The sequence below is a fragment of the Priestia megaterium genome, from assembly GCF_009497655.1.
Lineage (GTDB): Bacteria > Bacillota > Bacilli > Bacillales > Bacillaceae_H > Priestia > Priestia zanthoxyli.
The window spans coordinates 12,501-27,998 of sequence record NZ_CP023317.1 but is presented as its reverse complement, the minus strand read 5'-3'; the positions used below and the strand labels follow the sequence as shown (position 1 = coordinate 27,998).

Annotated in this window: 12 protein-coding genes, 1 tRNA gene, 2 rRNA genes, 1 other RNA gene and 1 other annotated feature (1 of these 17 cut by a window edge); of the genes, 5 read left to right on the top strand and 11 right to left on the bottom strand. The window is 39.6% G+C overall.

Translation table 11 applies throughout. The annotated features are described in order from the left end of the window. Window positions 1-6 precede the first annotated feature (6 nt). The 3 genes from dnaX to tadA all read right to left on the bottom strand — a co-directional run bounded on the left by dnaX (window position 7) and on the right by tadA (window position 2,663). On the bottom strand, window positions 7-1,695 hold the full coding sequence (gene dnaX / locus CEQ83_RS00125; RefSeq protein WP_028412704.1) for a DNA polymerase III subunit gamma/tau: 1,689 nt from the start codon (window positions 1,693-1,695) through the stop codon (window positions 7-9). A 130-nt stretch (window positions 1,696-1,825) separates the two neighbouring features. Continuing rightward, window positions 1,826-2,090, bottom strand: an RNA gene (ffs, locus tag CEQ83_RS00120) — signal recognition particle sRNA large type. Between the two features lie 102 nt (window positions 2,091-2,192). Beyond that, window positions 2,193-2,663 carry a tRNA adenosine(34) deaminase TadA gene (gene tadA / locus CEQ83_RS00115; protein WP_028412705.1) on the bottom strand — a complete coding sequence of 157 codons (471 nt, stop codon included), beginning with the start codon at window positions 2,661-2,663 and terminating at the stop codon, window positions 2,193-2,195. A 79-nt stretch (window positions 2,664-2,742) separates the two neighbouring features. Here tadA and CEQ83_RS00110 point away from each other — a divergent pair, with 79 nt between their 5' ends. The 4 genes from CEQ83_RS00110 to CEQ83_RS00095 all read left to right on the top strand — a co-directional run bounded on the left by CEQ83_RS00110 (window position 2,743) and on the right by CEQ83_RS00095 (window position 6,102). Continuing rightward, window positions 2,743-3,285 (top strand): cysteine hydrolase family protein, encoded by a 543-nt coding sequence (locus CEQ83_RS00110; RefSeq protein WP_033580900.1) that lies wholly within the window; start codon window positions 2,743-2,745, stop codon window positions 3,283-3,285. 56 nt (window positions 3,286-3,341) lie between these two features. Next, window positions 3,342-4,643, top strand: a complete 1,302-nt coding sequence (locus CEQ83_RS00105; RefSeq protein WP_013081323.1) for a glycoside hydrolase family 18 protein — start codon at window positions 3,342-3,344, stop codon at window positions 4,641-4,643. A gap of 143 nt (window positions 4,644-4,786) precedes the next feature. Next, entirely contained in the window at window positions 4,787-5,422 is a 636-nt protein-coding gene (locus CEQ83_RS00100) for a deoxynucleoside kinase (protein WP_028412707.1), read from the top strand. Beyond that, window positions 5,422-6,102 (top strand): deoxynucleoside kinase, encoded by a 681-nt coding sequence (locus CEQ83_RS00095; protein ID WP_028412708.1) that lies wholly within the window; start codon window positions 5,422-5,424, stop codon window positions 6,100-6,102. Before CEQ83_RS00100 ends, CEQ83_RS00095 begins: the two co-directional genes overlap by 1 nt. Before the next feature lie 120 nt (window positions 6,103-6,222). Here CEQ83_RS00095 and CEQ83_RS00090 read toward each other — a convergent pair. The 6 genes from CEQ83_RS00090 to guaB form a co-directional block, all read right to left on the bottom strand. Further along, window positions 6,223-6,315: transfer RNA gene (locus CEQ83_RS00090), tRNA-Ser, on the bottom strand. Between the two features lie 109 nt (window positions 6,316-6,424). After that, window positions 6,425-7,702 carry a serine--tRNA ligase gene (serS, locus tag CEQ83_RS00085; protein ID WP_028412709.1) on the bottom strand — a complete coding sequence of 426 codons (1,278 nt, stop codon included), beginning with the start codon at window positions 7,700-7,702 and terminating at the stop codon, window positions 6,425-6,427. A gap of 52 nt (window positions 7,703-7,754) precedes the next feature. Then, window positions 7,755-7,967 (bottom strand) — a binding site (T-box leader). Between the two features lie 57 nt (window positions 7,968-8,024). Next, entirely contained in the window at window positions 8,025-8,612 is a 588-nt protein-coding gene (pdxT, locus tag CEQ83_RS00080) for a pyridoxal 5'-phosphate synthase glutaminase subunit PdxT (RefSeq protein WP_028412710.1), read from the bottom strand. 21 nt (window positions 8,613-8,633) lie between these two features. Then, the gene (gene pdxS / locus CEQ83_RS00075; protein WP_013054829.1) at window positions 8,634-9,521 is read right to left on the bottom strand and encodes a pyridoxal 5'-phosphate synthase lyase subunit PdxS; all 888 of its coding nucleotides are present in this window, start codon (window positions 9,519-9,521) and stop codon (window positions 8,634-8,636) included. Between the two features lie 189 nt (window positions 9,522-9,710). After that, a complete protein-coding gene (locus CEQ83_RS00070; RefSeq protein WP_028412711.1) occupies window positions 9,711-11,066 on the bottom strand; it encodes a serine hydrolase in 1,356 nt (451 codons plus the stop codon). Between the two features lie 150 nt (window positions 11,067-11,216). Beyond that, window positions 11,217-12,683, bottom strand: a complete 1,467-nt coding sequence (gene guaB / locus CEQ83_RS00065) for an IMP dehydrogenase (RefSeq protein WP_013054827.1) — start codon at window positions 12,681-12,683, stop codon at window positions 11,217-11,219. Between the two features lie 116 nt (window positions 12,684-12,799). On the opposite strand from guaB, the gene CEQ83_RS00060 reads away from it, so the two are divergent. Further along, window positions 12,800-13,765, top strand: a complete 966-nt coding sequence (locus CEQ83_RS00060; protein ID WP_028412712.1) for a YaaC family protein — start codon at window positions 12,800-12,802, stop codon at window positions 13,763-13,765. A 26-nt stretch (window positions 13,766-13,791) separates the two neighbouring features. Here the strand turns inward: CEQ83_RS00060 and rrf are convergent. After that, window positions 13,792-13,907 (bottom strand): 5S ribosomal RNA (gene rrf, locus CEQ83_RS00055). Between the two features lie 63 nt (window positions 13,908-13,970). Continuing rightward, window positions 13,971-15,498: ribosomal RNA gene (locus tag CEQ83_RS00050) — 23S ribosomal RNA — on the bottom strand; it runs 1,408 nt beyond the window's last position.

Sequence of the window (15,498 nt, the reverse complement as noted above, 5' to 3'; positions counted from 1 at the left end):
CTAAATTTACTCTTGAATTTCGATTAAGTCTTCTCCAAATAGCTTTTTCGCTTCTGCAACCACGGGGTCTTCCTCCTGTGGTTGACCTGATGACCCATCACTTTGCTGTCCTTGAAGAAACTCTTCTCTTACTTTATCCCATTCACTTTCTGGAATTGCAACCATTTCACGCTTGCTGCCAATTAAAGTATATAAGATATTCTCTAAATTATCACGTACATTGTTGTTATTTTCAGAAGCCATTTTGCAATGAATTTCATATTTGAATTTAAGTATAAATGATTGATCTGAAGACGCAACCGGTTCACTGTTAGATAACAACGCTGCATGTGAAGCTTTATTTTGTTGTTTCAATGTGTCTAATACCTGCGCCCAAGATCGCTTAATGGTTTCTAAATTCTGCCGAGTGGCATTTTTTAAAACTTCATTTACCTTTCCAACAGGCGTTTTGTACTGACTTCTTGACTGTCTTGTCTGTTTTTTCTCTGTTTGCGCTGCCTGAGCTGTATGATCAACTTGAATGCCTTTTTCTTTTAGCTGCTGCAGTTCTGCTTCCATTTGATTCATTTTTTGCAAAATGTCTTGATATGGAAGAGCACCCTCTTGATTTGTAGAACTTTGAGCTAATTTTACTAAAGCTACTTCAAGTAGCACTCGAGGATGATTGCTCCATTTCATCTCTTGCTGAGTTTGGTTCAATTCAGCAATGACTTTATAAATAAAGGCACTATCCATTTTTGAACTAAGTTCTTTAAACTCTTCGTTAACCGCTGCTTTTTCAAGTAAATATGCATTTTCTTCTGAAGCTTGATAAAGCAGAACATCACGATAATAGAAGATGAGGTCCTCTACAAACCTCGCTGGATCTTTTCCGTTTTTGATCAAACTTTCAACAGAATCTAGCGCTTCTACAATGTTTTCGTTAAAGATAGCTTGGACGATCTTCACAATAAAAGACTGTGATACTGCTCCTGTTATGGATAGAACATCCTCTAAGCTCACCTTCTCCGTACTATACGAGATGGCTTGGTCTAAAAGACTAAGTGCATCACGCATGCCGCCTTCTGAAGCTTTCGCAATTTCGTAAAGAGCATCCTCGCTTACTTCTAGCTCTTCAGAACCTAATACTTCCTTCATTCGATATACGATATCTTCTGGCGAAATGCGTTTGAAATCAAAGCGCTGACATCTGGAGATAATCGTTAATGGAATTTTATGGGGCTCTGTTGTAGCTAAAATAAAGATGACATGTGCAGGAGGTTCTTCTAACGTTTTTAACAAAGCGTTAAAAGCTCCAATTGAAAGCATATGAACTTCATCAATAATGTACACTTTGTATCGAACAGCACTAGGTGCATATTTTACTTTATCACGGATATCTCGAATTTCATCGACTCCATTATTAGAGGCTGCATCAATTTCAATTACATCAGAAATGGAACCATCCGTAATTCCCCGACAAGTTGCACATTCATTACAAGGTTCAGCAATGGGTGCTTTTTCACAGTTAACGGCTTTCGCTAAAATTTTAGCAGCTGTTGTCTTCCCTGTCCCTCGAGGCCCAGAAAATAAATACGCATGCGAAAATTTTTCTTGGACAAGGGCATTTTGAAGTGTTTTGATAATATGTTGTTGACCGACTACGTCGTTAAAGCTTTGAGGACGGTATACACGGTACAGAGCCTGATATGCCACTACATCCTCTCCTTTTAATATAATTCATTAGTTCTCATTATAGCGTATTATGAGGTTTTTTTTCAAAATAGTAAGAGATAAAATAAAAAGCCTACTCTCACAGAGTAGACTAAACTTATGTATATAACTGCCGTGCACCTTCCGTCGATTAGCCACCCCAGGCGTTACTTAAGCAGTTAGCTCGGTTCAGGCGACCCCATGGCACATGAGAGGTTCTGCTTACTGCTGCTTCCTTCCGGACCTGACAGGGTTCACAGATTCCCATTGCATAGGACCCAAACGTCAACACCACTTACTTAAGGCAGGCCCTAAGATGAGCTAACCTCAAGAAGGAATTCGGCCTCGCTAGAGCGGATTGCGAGTACAGGGCACCGCTACCTCCCCGCTTAGCACGGCAAAGTTGAAACCAATAGTTTGGGCATCAAGTTGATGCATTTACAAGTATACGTCTTTTCATTCAAAAATGCAACCGCTATGGAAAACTTACTTTTTTAGCGCTATTTTCCAGCCTTTTTTCGTTGACGTAACTCACGAAAAAAAGTCGTTAAGAGGCTCCCGCATTCTTCTTCTAGCATACCTCCTACTACTTCTGCTTGATGATTAAACTTTTCAAACTCTAATAAATTTAACAATGTTCCAGCGCAGCCACCTTTAGGATCATAAGCGCCAAACACAACTCTTTTCACTCTTGATAATACAATAGCACCTGCACACATCGGACATGGTTCTAAGGTGACATATAACGTAGCGTCTTCCAACCTCCATGTTCCTAGTTTCTTACATGCTTCATCAATGGCTAAAAGTTCCGCATGAGCAACTGATCGCTGTTCTGTTTCTCGTAAGTTATAAGCTGCAGCAATCACCTCATCATTTTGAACAATAACTGCTCCAATAGGAACCTCTAATTTATCTTTAGCTTTTAATGCTTCATCAATTGCCAACCTCATATACTTTTCATCATTTAACACTTTTTATCCAACCTTACATATTATATTTTTTCTGAGTCAAACTATTTACTATGTACATCAGGAAAAGGAGAGACCTTGTGTGAAGAATGCTAAAACTGCTTTAATTATTATTGATATGCTAAACGATTTTCAATTCAAAAACGGCAAAGTACTTGCTGAAAAATCTTTAATAATCGCTCAAAATATTGCCGAATTAAAACAATATGCCTCGTCTCAACATATCCCTATTATTTACGTCAATGACCACTATAAGCTATGGCAAGCAAACTTAGAAACCATTTTAACACACTGCACAAATGAGGTAAGTTCACCCATTCTACATCACATTTCACCACAGAACGCTGATTACTTTTTAATTAAACCAAAGCATTCTATTTTCTATGGAACAGCTTTAAATATTTTGCTATCACAGCTCGATGTGCATACACTTATTTTAACAGGAATTGCGGGAAATATATGCGTGCTTTTTTCAGCCAACGATGCTTATATGCGTGAGTATAATTTAATTGTGCCTGAAGATTGTATTGCTTCAAACGCAGATGAAGACAATACCTTTGCTTTAAGAATGATGCATAACGTATTAAATGCTCGTATTTGCAAACATACTGAGTTGATGAATTAAGTAAAAAGCCTTCTCATATGATGGAAGTAAGTCATATGAAATGGAGGCTTTTTATTATGCAAATTTACACTGTTAAAGCAGGTGACAGTATATATAGTATTGCAAAACAGTTCCGGATTGACGCAGGAAAGATTATAAGAGCAAATGAATTACCTAATCCAAATCAACTCGTCATCGGGCAATCTATGGTTATTCCCATCAACGGTACTTACTACACAGTAAAAGCTGGGGACACTATATGGAAAATAGGACGAAAATTAGGCGTTAGCTATCAGGCTATTGCCAATGCGAACAATGTTTCAGTTACAGCACCCTTAACACCTGGCCGCCGCATCTTAATTCCCCCTTCCCCAAACAAAAGAAACGGTGAGTTTTTAGGGTATGTTGAAACAAGCAATCGAAAAATCACCCCTCAAACAGAGAAAATGATTAATCAAAATGCAAAATACCTTACTTATCTCGGACCAGCGAACTTCGAAGTGCAAAAAGACGGTTCTCTAAAGGCACCTCCACTTAACAATTTAGGTTCTATTGCTAAAGAAAATGACGTCATCTTCTTAATGGTATTGGCTAATATTGAAAACGGTGCATTCAGTGATGAAGTCGGCCGAGCAATTTTAACTAATAAAGACGTTCAAGATACGCTCTTAAATAATATTGTAAAAACAGCGAAAGAACAAAATTTCAGAGACATTCACTTTGACTTCGAATTTTTGCGTCCGGCAGATAAAGAAGCCTATATTGCATTCTTACAGAAAGCAAAAAAGCGTCTTCAAGATGAGCAACTTCTCATGTCTGTGGCTTTAGCTCCGAAGACAAGTCGAGATCAAAAAGGCAAATGGTATGAAGCACATGATTATAAAGCCATTGGAGAGATTGCTAACTTCGTTGTTCCAATGACATATGAATGGGGATATAGCGGTGGGCCTCCTATGGCCGTCTCTCCTATTGGTCCCGTACGTGATGTTTTAGAATATGCAGTATCTGAAATACCTAGTTCAAAAATTATCATGGGCCAAAACCTATACGGTTACGATTGGACACTGCCTTACAAACCAGGAGGAGAATATGCCAAAGCCATTAGTCCTCAACGAGCTATTGAGTTGGCAGCTCGTTATAAAGTAGCTATTCAATACGACAATAAAGCACAAGCTCCTTTCTTCCGGTATAAAGATGAACAGCAGCGCACTCACGAAGTATGGTTTGAAGACGCTAGGTCTATTCAGGCCAAGTTTGATTTAATCAAAGAATTAAAACTTAGAGGAATGGCCTACTGGAAACTAGGCTTAGATTTCCCGCAAAACTGGCTCTTGATTGAAGACAACTTCAAAATTACAAAAAGAGTGACACAGCCATAAATAGGGAAAGCTTACTGTTAACAGTAGGCTTTTTGTTATTCTTCTTACTGAAAGAAATTTCTTTTCCCCTTATTCTCCTTCTCTATGTTAAAATATTTTTTGTCTGTTTTTTTTGAACGAGTGGTCATGAAGGAGGCAAATGAATGCAAGGCACACCTTTTATTTCAGTAGAAGGACCCATCGGTGTCGGAAAAACCTCTCTAGCTAAAGAGATTGCACAAGCATTTCAGTTCGAAATTTTAAAAGAAATCGTAGATGAAAATCCATTTCTCGGGAAATTTTATGAGAATATCGACGAGTGGAGTTTTCAAACCGAAATGTTTTTTCTATGTAATCGATATAAGCAGTTAGAGGATATTCAAAAAGGGTTCTTATCTTATAAAAAACCTGTTGTAGCAGATTATCATATTATGAAAAACATGATTTTCGCTGAGCAAACGTTAAAAGATGAACAGTATAAAAAATATGTACAAATCTTCCACATCTTAACGGCTGATATGCCGGCTCCGAACATTATTATTTATTTAAATGCCAGTTTAGATACCTTGCTAAAGCGTATTAAAATGCGTGGAAGAGAAATTGAACGAAACATCGATCCTCACTACCTTGCGAGACTAAGTGATGATTATGAAAAAGCTATGACGGCATTTGAACAAAAGAACCCTGACGTAACCATTTTACGTTATAACGGTGATGAAATAGATTTTGTACAAAATAAACAACACTTAAATAGAATCTTATCAGAGGTTCAAGAGAGTATGTTGAAAAGGAGTATATAATGGTAAACTTACGATCGAAATACAACATTCCTAATGATGCTGTGTTGACGATAGCTGGTACAGTTGGAGTTGGGAAATCTACGATGACTCAATCATTGGCTGATGCTCTCCAATTTCGCACATCGTTTGAAAAAGTAGATTCCAACCCTTACCTGGACAAATTTTATGGGGATTTTGAACGCTGGAGCTTTCACCTACAGGTATATTTTTTAGCGGAACGCTTTAAAGAACAAAAGAAGATTTTCGAGTATGGCGGCGGCTTTATCCAAGACAGATCCATTTACGAAGATACCGGTATCTTTGCTAAGATGCATTTTGAAAAGGGAACAATGTCTAAAGTAGACTATGAGACATATACAAGCTTGTTCGATGCAATGGTTATGACTCCATACTTCCCTCATCCAGATCTGCTCATTTATTTGGAAGGCAGCTTCGAAGATATTGTAGATCGCATTCAAGAAAGAGGGCGACCAATGGAACAACAAACGCCTCTTGATTATTGGAAAGAGATGCACGCCCGATATGAAGAATGGATTAATAACTTTACGGCTTGTCCTATTCTCCGTTTAGATATTAGAGAATACGACCTTCTCAAGGATCCTGATTCAATTGAATCAATTGTTGAAAAAGTGGCTCGCTTTTTACAACATAATGAAAAGTTAAAACGTCGTCAGCTATAAAAAAATGCCGCTTTAATAAATAAAGCGGCATTTTCAACAAATAAAAAACCGTTACTTATAAGTAACGGTTTTCCAATCTCCAATTTATCGCGCTATGTTAATTGCATTATAAGTCAAATATGGCGGAGGAAGAGGGATTCGAACCCCCGCGGGCTTTAACACCCCTGTCGGTTTTCAAGACCGATCCCTTCAGCCGGACTTGGGTATTCCTCCGTATCGACAAGTATTAATTTATCATATAAAAATAATGAAGTCAACTCTTTTATTAATTTTTTTAAAAAAGATGTTCATTAAAAATTAATTTAATGAACATCTTCTACTTTTATTTAGAAATAACTTCTTTATTTCCCATATATGGACGCAGCACTTCTGGAATTTGAATTGATCCATCTTCCTGCTGGTAGTTTTCTAAAATTGCAGCTACCGTACGGCCAATTGCTAAGCCAGAACCATTTAGTGTATGAACATGTTCTGGTTTTGCTTTTGTATCACGGCGGAAGCGAATATTAGCACGGCGAGCTTGGAAGCTTTCAAAGTTTGAACAAGAAGAAATTTCACGATAAGTTTCATAACTTGGAATCCAAACTTCAATATCATACTTTTTGGCTGCTGTGAAACCTAAGTCAGCTGTACACATGCTTAGAACTCGGTAAGGTAAACCTAATAGTTGAAGAACCTTTTCAGCATGGCCCGTTAATTTTTCTAATTCATCATAAGAATCTTCTGGCTTAACAAAGCGAACAAGTTCTACTTTATTAAACTGATGCTGACGAATAAGCCCACGTGTATCTCTTCCTGCAGAGCCTGCTTCTGAGCGGAAGCAAGCACTATACGCTGTATAAGCAATTGGAAGCTGATCTCCGCTTAAAATTTCATCACGATGTAAATTTGTAACTGGTACTTCAGCTGTAGGAATTAAGAAATAATCTTCTTCTTTAATTTTAAATGCATCTTCTTCAAATTTAGGAAGCTGCCCTGTTCCTGTCATACTTGTACGATTCACCATATATGGAGGAAGGATTTCTTCATAACCATGCTCATCCATATGTAAATCCATCATAAAGTTAATAAGAGCACGTTCTAATCTTGCACCTAACCCTTTATAAAATACAAAGCGGCTTCCCGTTACTTTCGAAGCTCTTTCAAAATCTAAAATATTTAAATCTGTTCCTAAATCCCAGTGCGGTTTTGGTTCAAAATCAAATTGTTTAATTTCTCCCCATTTGCGAACTTCTACGTTATCATCTTCAGTTTCACCTACAGGCGTACTTTCATGTGGAACGTTAGGAATTGAAAGCAGCAATAGCTCTAACTCTTCTTCAACGCTGCGAAGCTCTTCATCCAATTGCTTTACGCGGTCTCCTACTTCACGCATTTCAACGATTAAATGATCAGCATCTTGTTTTTCACGTTTCAATTGTGCAATTTGCTGTGATACTTCATTTCGCTTGCTTTTTAACTCTTCTGTTTGAGCAATTAGCTCACGGCGTTTTGCATCTAACTCTTCAAAGCGACCTAAGTCCGTTAAGTCCTCACCACGAAACTTGAGCTTTTCTTTTACTTCATTAAAATTAGCACGTAAAAATTTTAAATCTAACATACTGAGTACCTCCTTTAGTATAAAAGGGCAAAATAAAAACTCTCATCCCTATGAAAGGGACGAGAGTTTACCCGCGTTGCCACCCTAATTGAAAGCTAAAATAAGCCTTCCTCTTAAACCAGATAACGGATGAACCGAAACTGCCTACTACTTTTTCGACAGCTTGCTCCAGGACGGATTCATAAGAATTGATTATCGATTCACACCAGCCATCGACTCTCTTGAAATCAAAAATCTTATTACTATTTCCTATCAACGCTTTATACCAATATCATTTTTATTAATCATAATGTACTACAAGTCTTTACAAGATGCAATTCATTTATACAGGTTTTTTCGAAGCTTCTTCAACCATTGCTACAAAATACTGAGCCATGCGAGCATCATCTGTTAATTCTGGATGAAACGAACATCCCAAGAATTGACCTTGTCTTGCTGCAACAATTCGGTCGTTATGCATTGCCAAGACTTCAACGTTTTCTCCTACTTCTACAATATGCGGAGCACGGATAAATACGCCTATAAAATCTTCACCAATATCTTTAATATTTAGAGCAGCTTCAAAGCTATCTCGTTGGCGCCCAAATGAATTTCGAGCTACCGTAATATCCATAACACCTAAATGGGGCTCTTCACGGTCAACAACTTGTCCTGCAAGTAAAATTAAACCCGCACACGTACCAAACACCGGTTTACCTGCTTGTGCAAACTGGCGAAGAGGTTCCATAAAGTCATACTTGTCAATCAGACGACGCATCGCTGTGCTTTCGCCGCCCGGTAGGATTAAACCATCTATTTCGTCTAGCTGTTCAACTTTTTTAATGATAATGGCTTCAGCGCCTGCTGCTTCTAATGCTTGTGCATGCTCGCGAAAGGCACCTTGTAATCCTAACACGCCTACTTTTACCATTTTGTCAAAACTCCCTTTAAATTACCATCCACGCTCTTGCATGCGGTTTTCTGGTAGTAATGATGAAATTTCAATTCCTTTCATTGCACTTCCTAATCCTTTTGACAAGTTTGCAATGAGTTCATAATCTTGATAATGCGTTGTTGCCTCAACGATTGCTCGAGCAAATTTTTCAGGGTTGTCGGATTTAAAGATTCCTGAACCAACGAACACACCGTCTGCTCCAAGCTGCATCATTAACGCTGCGTCTGCTGGTGTTGCTACACCGCCCGCTGCAAAGTTTACAACCGGTAGGCGACCTTCACGTTTAATTTGCAGTAATAACTCATAAGGCGCGCCTAATAGTTTTGCCTCTGTCATTAACTCATCTTCGTCCATGCCCACAACTTTACGTACTTGAGCGTTTACTTGGCGCATATGACGCACTGCTTCCACGATGTTTCCTGTCCCTGGTTCGCCTTTTGTACGAAGCATTGCAGCTCCTTCAGCAATACGGCGGGATGCTTCACCAAGATCACGACAACCGCACACAAATGGAACCGTAAATGTATTTTTATTTAAATGAAACTCCTCATCAGCTGGAGTCAACACTTCACTTTCATCGATGTAGTCTACACCCATCGCTTCTAGCACGCGTGCTTCAACAATATGGCCAATACGAGCTTTTGCCATAACTGGAATGGACACAGCATTCATCACTTCTTCAACAATTGTTGGGTCTGCCATACGAGACACGCCGCCTGCTGCACGGATATCAGCTGGAACACGCTCTAATGCCATAACGGCAACAGCGCCTGCTGCTTCTGCAATTTTTGCTTGCTCTGCGTTGATCACGTCCATGATAACGCCACCTTTTTGCATTTCCGCCATTCCTCGTTTTACACGATCAGTACCTGTAATGTTATTCATGTTTGTCTTCCTCCTGTATCAAGTGTTTCACAATAATTTTTAGTGTATATACAAAATTCAAAACTTAGTGTCTATTTTACCGTATTTTTCGGAAAATTCCTATCTAATTTATAGATTATATACAAACAAATCTAAAAATAAAAAAAGAGATACTCCCTTGTAGTATCTCTTCTTTCTCTTGAGTTATCATTAAAACCAGTTATTCACTGTATTTGCAGCATTCATCCAAATATCGCTGAAGAAGTTGCCAATACTGCGGATAGCGAGAGAGAACCATCCAGCTTTTTCAACAGATTCGTTTGTCACGACCGGCGTCATGCTATCTGTAGTTTGGCCTCCTACATAGCCTAGATCTTTAAGATTGCTGTTTGTTGCACTTACATAAGCAACTGTTTCTCCTTTTTTAATAGGAGCAACAACTTTTTGATCGTTCATAACTTTATCGTTTAACTTAAAGTTGATTTTAGTATGATCTTTTTGACCTTTTTCGGTAATAATTTTTACCGAATTCTTTGGAGAAACGGAAGCTTCTTTTGATTTTCCTTTAGCAACATCAATTGTTTCATGCCCTTTAATCTCGCCGTTAGCAGGCACTACTTCTTTTAACTGAAAATGACTAAAAGCATAGTCCAATATCTTTTTCGTTTGAGAAAAACGAGCAGCTTCTGTAGACTTGCCGTTTTCCTTGGCATTCATTACAACTGTTATGTATCTTACCCCGTTACGCTCTGCAGTTCCAGTGAAACATTGACCTGCAAAATCTGTATGACCAGTTTTTAAGCCGTCTACGCCGCTGTATGCAGCTGAAAAACCAGGGAGCATCTTATTCCAATTGTTCATTTTTGTTTCGCCTTGTTGCCCTTGTCTAAACATCTTGGAAGGAGTTTTGGCTACTTCCAAAGATTCTGGATAATCATGAATCAAGTGATAAGCAAGAGTAGCAACTGCCCGAGCAGATAGGAGGTTCTCATCTTCTTCCTTTGTTCCTTTTGGATACATCCCTTTTAACAAGGAATTAGAAAGACCTGTAGAATTGACAAATTTTGATTCACCCATATTTAATTTTTTTGCTGTTTCATTCATTAACTTAATGAAACCTTCTTCAGAACCACTGACAGCTTCAGCTAAAGCAATGGCTGCTCCATTAGCTGAATAAATAGCCATGGCATCATATAATTCTTTTACCGTATATTTTTGGTTTTCGATTAATGGTACATTTGATAATCCATAATCCTGAGAAATTTTAGCTGCATATTTACTAACTGGCACACGTTGATCCCAAGATAATTTCTTATCTTTTATGGATTCTAATACTAGGTATTCCGTCATCATTTTTGTCATGCTTGCAATACCTAATAAAGCATCCGTATTTTTCCCGTATAGCACTTTCCCCGTACTTGCCTCTACTAAAATGGCTGCGTCTGCTTCAACGCCAATATCATCTGTTTTAGAAGCAGCTGATGCTTGTGTAGAGACAAAAAATACGCTGGCCATTAACATAACAGCAATGACACAAATTAATTGTTTCTGTACTGCGTTTCTCACTCTATACCCTCCAAACGTAAACTCACATAAATGTAATTTTATCATACTAAAATTTAAAAAAATAGATAAAGAAGTACTGTTACATTCATGATTAATGACATAAAAAACACGTTTCCCTATTAAGGAAACGTGTTTTTTACACATTCATGATTATCTCATAGAATAGTTAGGAGATTCTTTTGTAATTTGTACATCATGTGGGTGACTTTCTCTTAAGCCTGCTCCAGTCATACGGATGAATTGTGCCTGTTCACGTAACGCTTCTAAGTTAGCTGAACCACAGTAACCCATTCCTGCGCGTAAACCACCAATCATTTGATATAAAGTATCTGCTACAGGTCCTTTGTAAGGCAAACGGCCTTCGATACCTTCTGGAACTAATTTTTTATTATCTTCTTGGAAGTATCGATCTTTACTTCCTTTTTCCATAGCTCCCACAGAGCCCATTCCACGATACACTTTAAAGCGTCTTCCTTGGTAGATTTCTGTTTCGCCAGGGCTTTCTGTCGTTCCTGCTAGAAGGCTTCCTAGCATTACTGTATGTCCACCAGCTGCAAGTGCTTTTACGATATCTCCAGAGTACTTAATACCGCCATCTGCAATAATAGCTACCCCGTGCTTACGAGCTTCAGTTGCACAGTCATATACTGCCGTAATTTGTGGAACGCCTACACCAGCGACAACACGAGTTGTACAAATTGAACCAGGTCCAATTCCTACTTTTACTACGTTTGCTCCGGCTTCAATTAATGCTTTTGTACCTTCAGCCGTTGCTACGTTACCAGCGATAATATTTAATTCTGGATATGCCTCGCGAATGCTGCGCACTGTATCTAAAACGCCTTGTGAATGTCCATGCGCTGTATCAATAACGATAACATCAACGCCAGCTTGTACTAATTTTTCGATACGAACATTTGAATCAGCTGTTACGCCAACAGCTGCTCCAACTAATAATCGACCTTGTTGATCTTTAGCTGCATTTGGAAACTCAATTACTTTTTCAATGTCTTTAATTGTGATAAGGCCTTTTAATACGCCATTGTCATCTACAAGAGGTAACTTTTCAATTTTGTATTGCTGTAGAATTTTCTCTGCTTCTTCTAAAGTCGTTCCTACTGGAGCAGTAACTAATTCTTCTTTTGTCATTACATCAGCAATTTGCATTGAATAATCTTGGATGAAACGCAAGTCACGGTTTGTAAGGATTCCAACTAGTTTTTGTTCTTCTTCGTTGTTGACAATCGGCACACCTGAGATACGATATTTGCCCATTAAGTGTTCAGCAGCAAATACTTGGTTTTCAGGAGTTAAAAAGAAAGGATCCGTGATAACACCACTTTCAGAACGTTTTACTTTATCAACTTGTTCTGCTTGCTGTTCAATCGACATGTTTTTGTGAATGATACCCAAACCACCTTGTCTAGCCATCGCAATAGCCATTTCAGCTTCTGTAACTGTATCCATTCCTGCACTGATGAACGGCACCTTTAATTTTAATGTTTTTGTTAGTTCAACACTCATATCAACGTCTTTAGGTAGTACCTCAGATTTTGCTGGCACCAGTAAAACGTCATCAAATGTTAAGCCTTCTTTAGAAAATTTGCTTTCCCACATTATAGAATCCTCCTTTAAACGACAGAATATTATTAGTAGATTAACAAGCAGATATGTACCTGTCAATAACTTCACTAGATATCAGATAATTCTAATAAAAAGAAAAGGTGATTTAGTTGCATAAATTTAATGATGTTTGGACGTCCTACAATTTATTTTTCTCCGTTCCTTTTGTACAAGACTTTTTAAAAAAGCGCTATCAAAAATTGAATTATAGCGATGCAGAGCAACATAGTTTTAAAAACAGTTACCCATTTATTTATTATTTGGAACACAGTAAAAATTATTATCAAGTTGCGGCACAATCTCCTGTATCAGTTCAACCCGTTTTATTATTTTATGGAATGTCACAGCTGTTAAAAGCTTGTTTGTTAACGCAAAACCCCGTATATCCCGAAAATACGGCGGTGTTAGCACATGGAGTATCAACACGAAAAAGAAAAAAACAAAGTTATGATTTTTTAGATGATGAAGTTAAGATTCAAAAAAGCGGTTTATTTTCACAAGTAGGAGAAGAATTGTTTCATGTGAAACAACTAGAAGGTAGTAAATATACAATGAATTATCTGTTGTCTTGTGTACCTGAATTAGATACATTATTTTTAAACTTGGGCACGAGGCCATCTTCCCATTTAACAACTATTGGATCGCTTCCAGCTACCTCTTTGCCTATTCCTGAACAAGTTACACGGTGTTATCATATGAATCACGAAAGACTCTATTCTTTTTTAAAAGAGCGTTCCCATCTATCATTGTCTTTGTCAGAAGATCAGGTATGTATTCTTGACCCTTCAAGCTGTTTATATAATTGTTCACCTTTTATGTACAATTTCCAAGCTAACACGTTGCATGCACCGTTGGAAAAAGATAGCTGCTTATATTTCCCTGAGATGTTGGCACATTACTTATTACTTTATAATTTAAGTATGATTTCACGTTATGAAACAGAGTGGTGGTATGAATTATTGCATACATACTCTTCGAAAGATTATCCATTTATCTTGAGGTTCCTTGAGGTTACAGCTCAAAAGATTCCTTACTTAATTTCTTGTTACTTAAATGAACACACAAAAAAAGACTAGCTAAAATAGCTAGTCTTTTTTCAAGTGCCTGGCAACGTCCTACTCTCACAGGGACAAAGTCCCAACTACCATTGGCGCTAAAGAGCTTAACTTCCGTGTTCGGTATGGGAACGGGTGTGACCTCTTCGCTATCGCCACCAGACAAGAGATTGCTCTCTCAAAACTAGGTAACAGTTTGCTGAGTAAAGCTTACGCTTTTAAAAGTTTGGTTAAGTCCTCGATCGATTAGTATCAGTCAGCTACACATGTCGCCACGCTTCCACCTCTGACCTATCAACCTGATCATCTTTCAGGGATCTTACTAGCTTGCGCTATGGGAAATCTCATCTTGAGGGGGGCTTCATGCTTAGATGCTTTCAGCACTTATCCCGTCCACACATAGCTACCCAGCGATGCCTTTGGCAAGACAACTGGTACACCAGCGGTGTGTCCATCCCGGTCCTCTCGTACTAAGGACAGCTCCTCTCAAATTTCCTACGCCCACGACGGATAGGGACCGAACTGTCTCACGACGTTCTGAACCCAGCTCGCGTACCGCTTTAATGGGCGAACAGCCCAACCCTTGGGACCGACTACAGCCCCAGGATGCGATGAGCCGACATCGAGGTGCCAAACCTCCCCGTCGATGTGGACTCTTGGGGGAGATAAGCCTGTTATCCCCGGGGTAGCTTTTATCCGTTGAGCGATGGCCCTTCCATGCGGAACCACCGGATCACTAAGCCCGACTTTCGTCCCTGCTCGACTTGTAGGTCTCGCAGTCAAGCTCCCTTGTGCCTTTACACTCTACGAATGATTTCCAACCATTCTGAGGGAACCTTTGGGCGCCTCCGTTACATTTTAGGAGGCGACCGCCCCAGTCAAACTGCCCACCTGACACTGTCTCCCGGCCCGATCAGGGCCGCGGGTTAGAATTTCAATACAGCCAGGGTAGTATCCCACCGACGCCTCCACCGAAGCTAGCGCTCCGGCTTCTCAGGCTCCTACCTATCCTGTACAAGCTGTACCAAAATTCAATATCAGGCTACAGTAAAGCTCCACGGGGTCTTTCCGTCCTGTCGCGGGTAACCTGCATCTTCACAGGTACTATAATTTCACCGAGTCTCTCGTTGAGACAGTGCCCAGATCGTTACGCCTTTCGTGCGGGTCGGAACTTACCCGACAAGGAATTTCGCTACCTTAGGACCGTTATAGTTACGGCCGCCGTTTACTGGGGCTTCGATTCAGAGCTTCTCCCAAAGGATAACCCCTCCTCTTAACCTTCCAGCACCGGGCAGGCGTCAGCCCCTATACTTCGCCTTGCGGCTTCGCAGAGACCTGTGTTTTTGCTAAACAGTCGCCTGGGCCTATTCACTGCGGCTCTCTCGGGCTATACACCCTACCAGAGCACCCCTTCTCCCGAAGTTACGGGGTCATTTTGCCGAGTTCCTTAACGAGAGTTCTCTCGATCACCTTAGGATTCTCTCCTCGCCTACCTGTGTCGGTTTGCGGTACGGGCACCTCCCGCCTCGCTAGAGGCTTTTCTTGGCAGTGTGGAATCAGGAACTTCGGTACTATAATTCCCTCGTCATCACAGCTCAGCCTTTATGATGAGCGGATTTGCCTACTCATCAGCCTAACTGCTTGAACGCGCATATCCAGCAGCGCGCTTACCCTATCCTACTGCGTCCCCCCATTACTCAAACGGCGGGGAGGTGGTACAGGAATATCAACCTGTTGGCCATCGCCTACGCTTT

Bases quoted from the DNA above. Each gene is read 5' to 3' on its own strand.
- pdxT (WP_028412710.1), bottom strand. From the start codon at position 8,612: ATGGTAAAAGTAGGCGTGTTAGGATTACAAGGTGCCTTTCGCGAGCAT.
- guaB (WP_013054827.1), bottom strand. From the start codon at position 12,683: ATGTGGGAAAGCAAATTTTCTAAAGAAGGCTTAACATTTGATGACGTT.
- serS (WP_028412709.1), bottom strand. From the start codon at position 7,702: ATGTTAGATTTAAAATTTTTACGTGCTAATTTTAATGAAGTAAAAGAA.
- CEQ83_RS00095 (WP_028412708.1), top strand. From the start codon at position 5,422: ATGGTAAACTTACGATCGAAATACAACATTCCTAATGATGCTGTGTTG.
- CEQ83_RS00105 (WP_013081323.1), top strand. From the start codon at position 3,342: ATGCAAATTTACACTGTTAAAGCAGGTGACAGTATATATAGTATTGCA.
- pdxS (WP_013054829.1), bottom strand. From the start codon at position 9,521: ATGAATAACATTACAGGTACTGATCGTGTAAAACGAGGAATGGCGGAA.
- CEQ83_RS00100 (WP_028412707.1), top strand. From the start codon at position 4,787: ATGCAAGGCACACCTTTTATTTCAGTAGAAGGACCCATCGGTGTCGGA.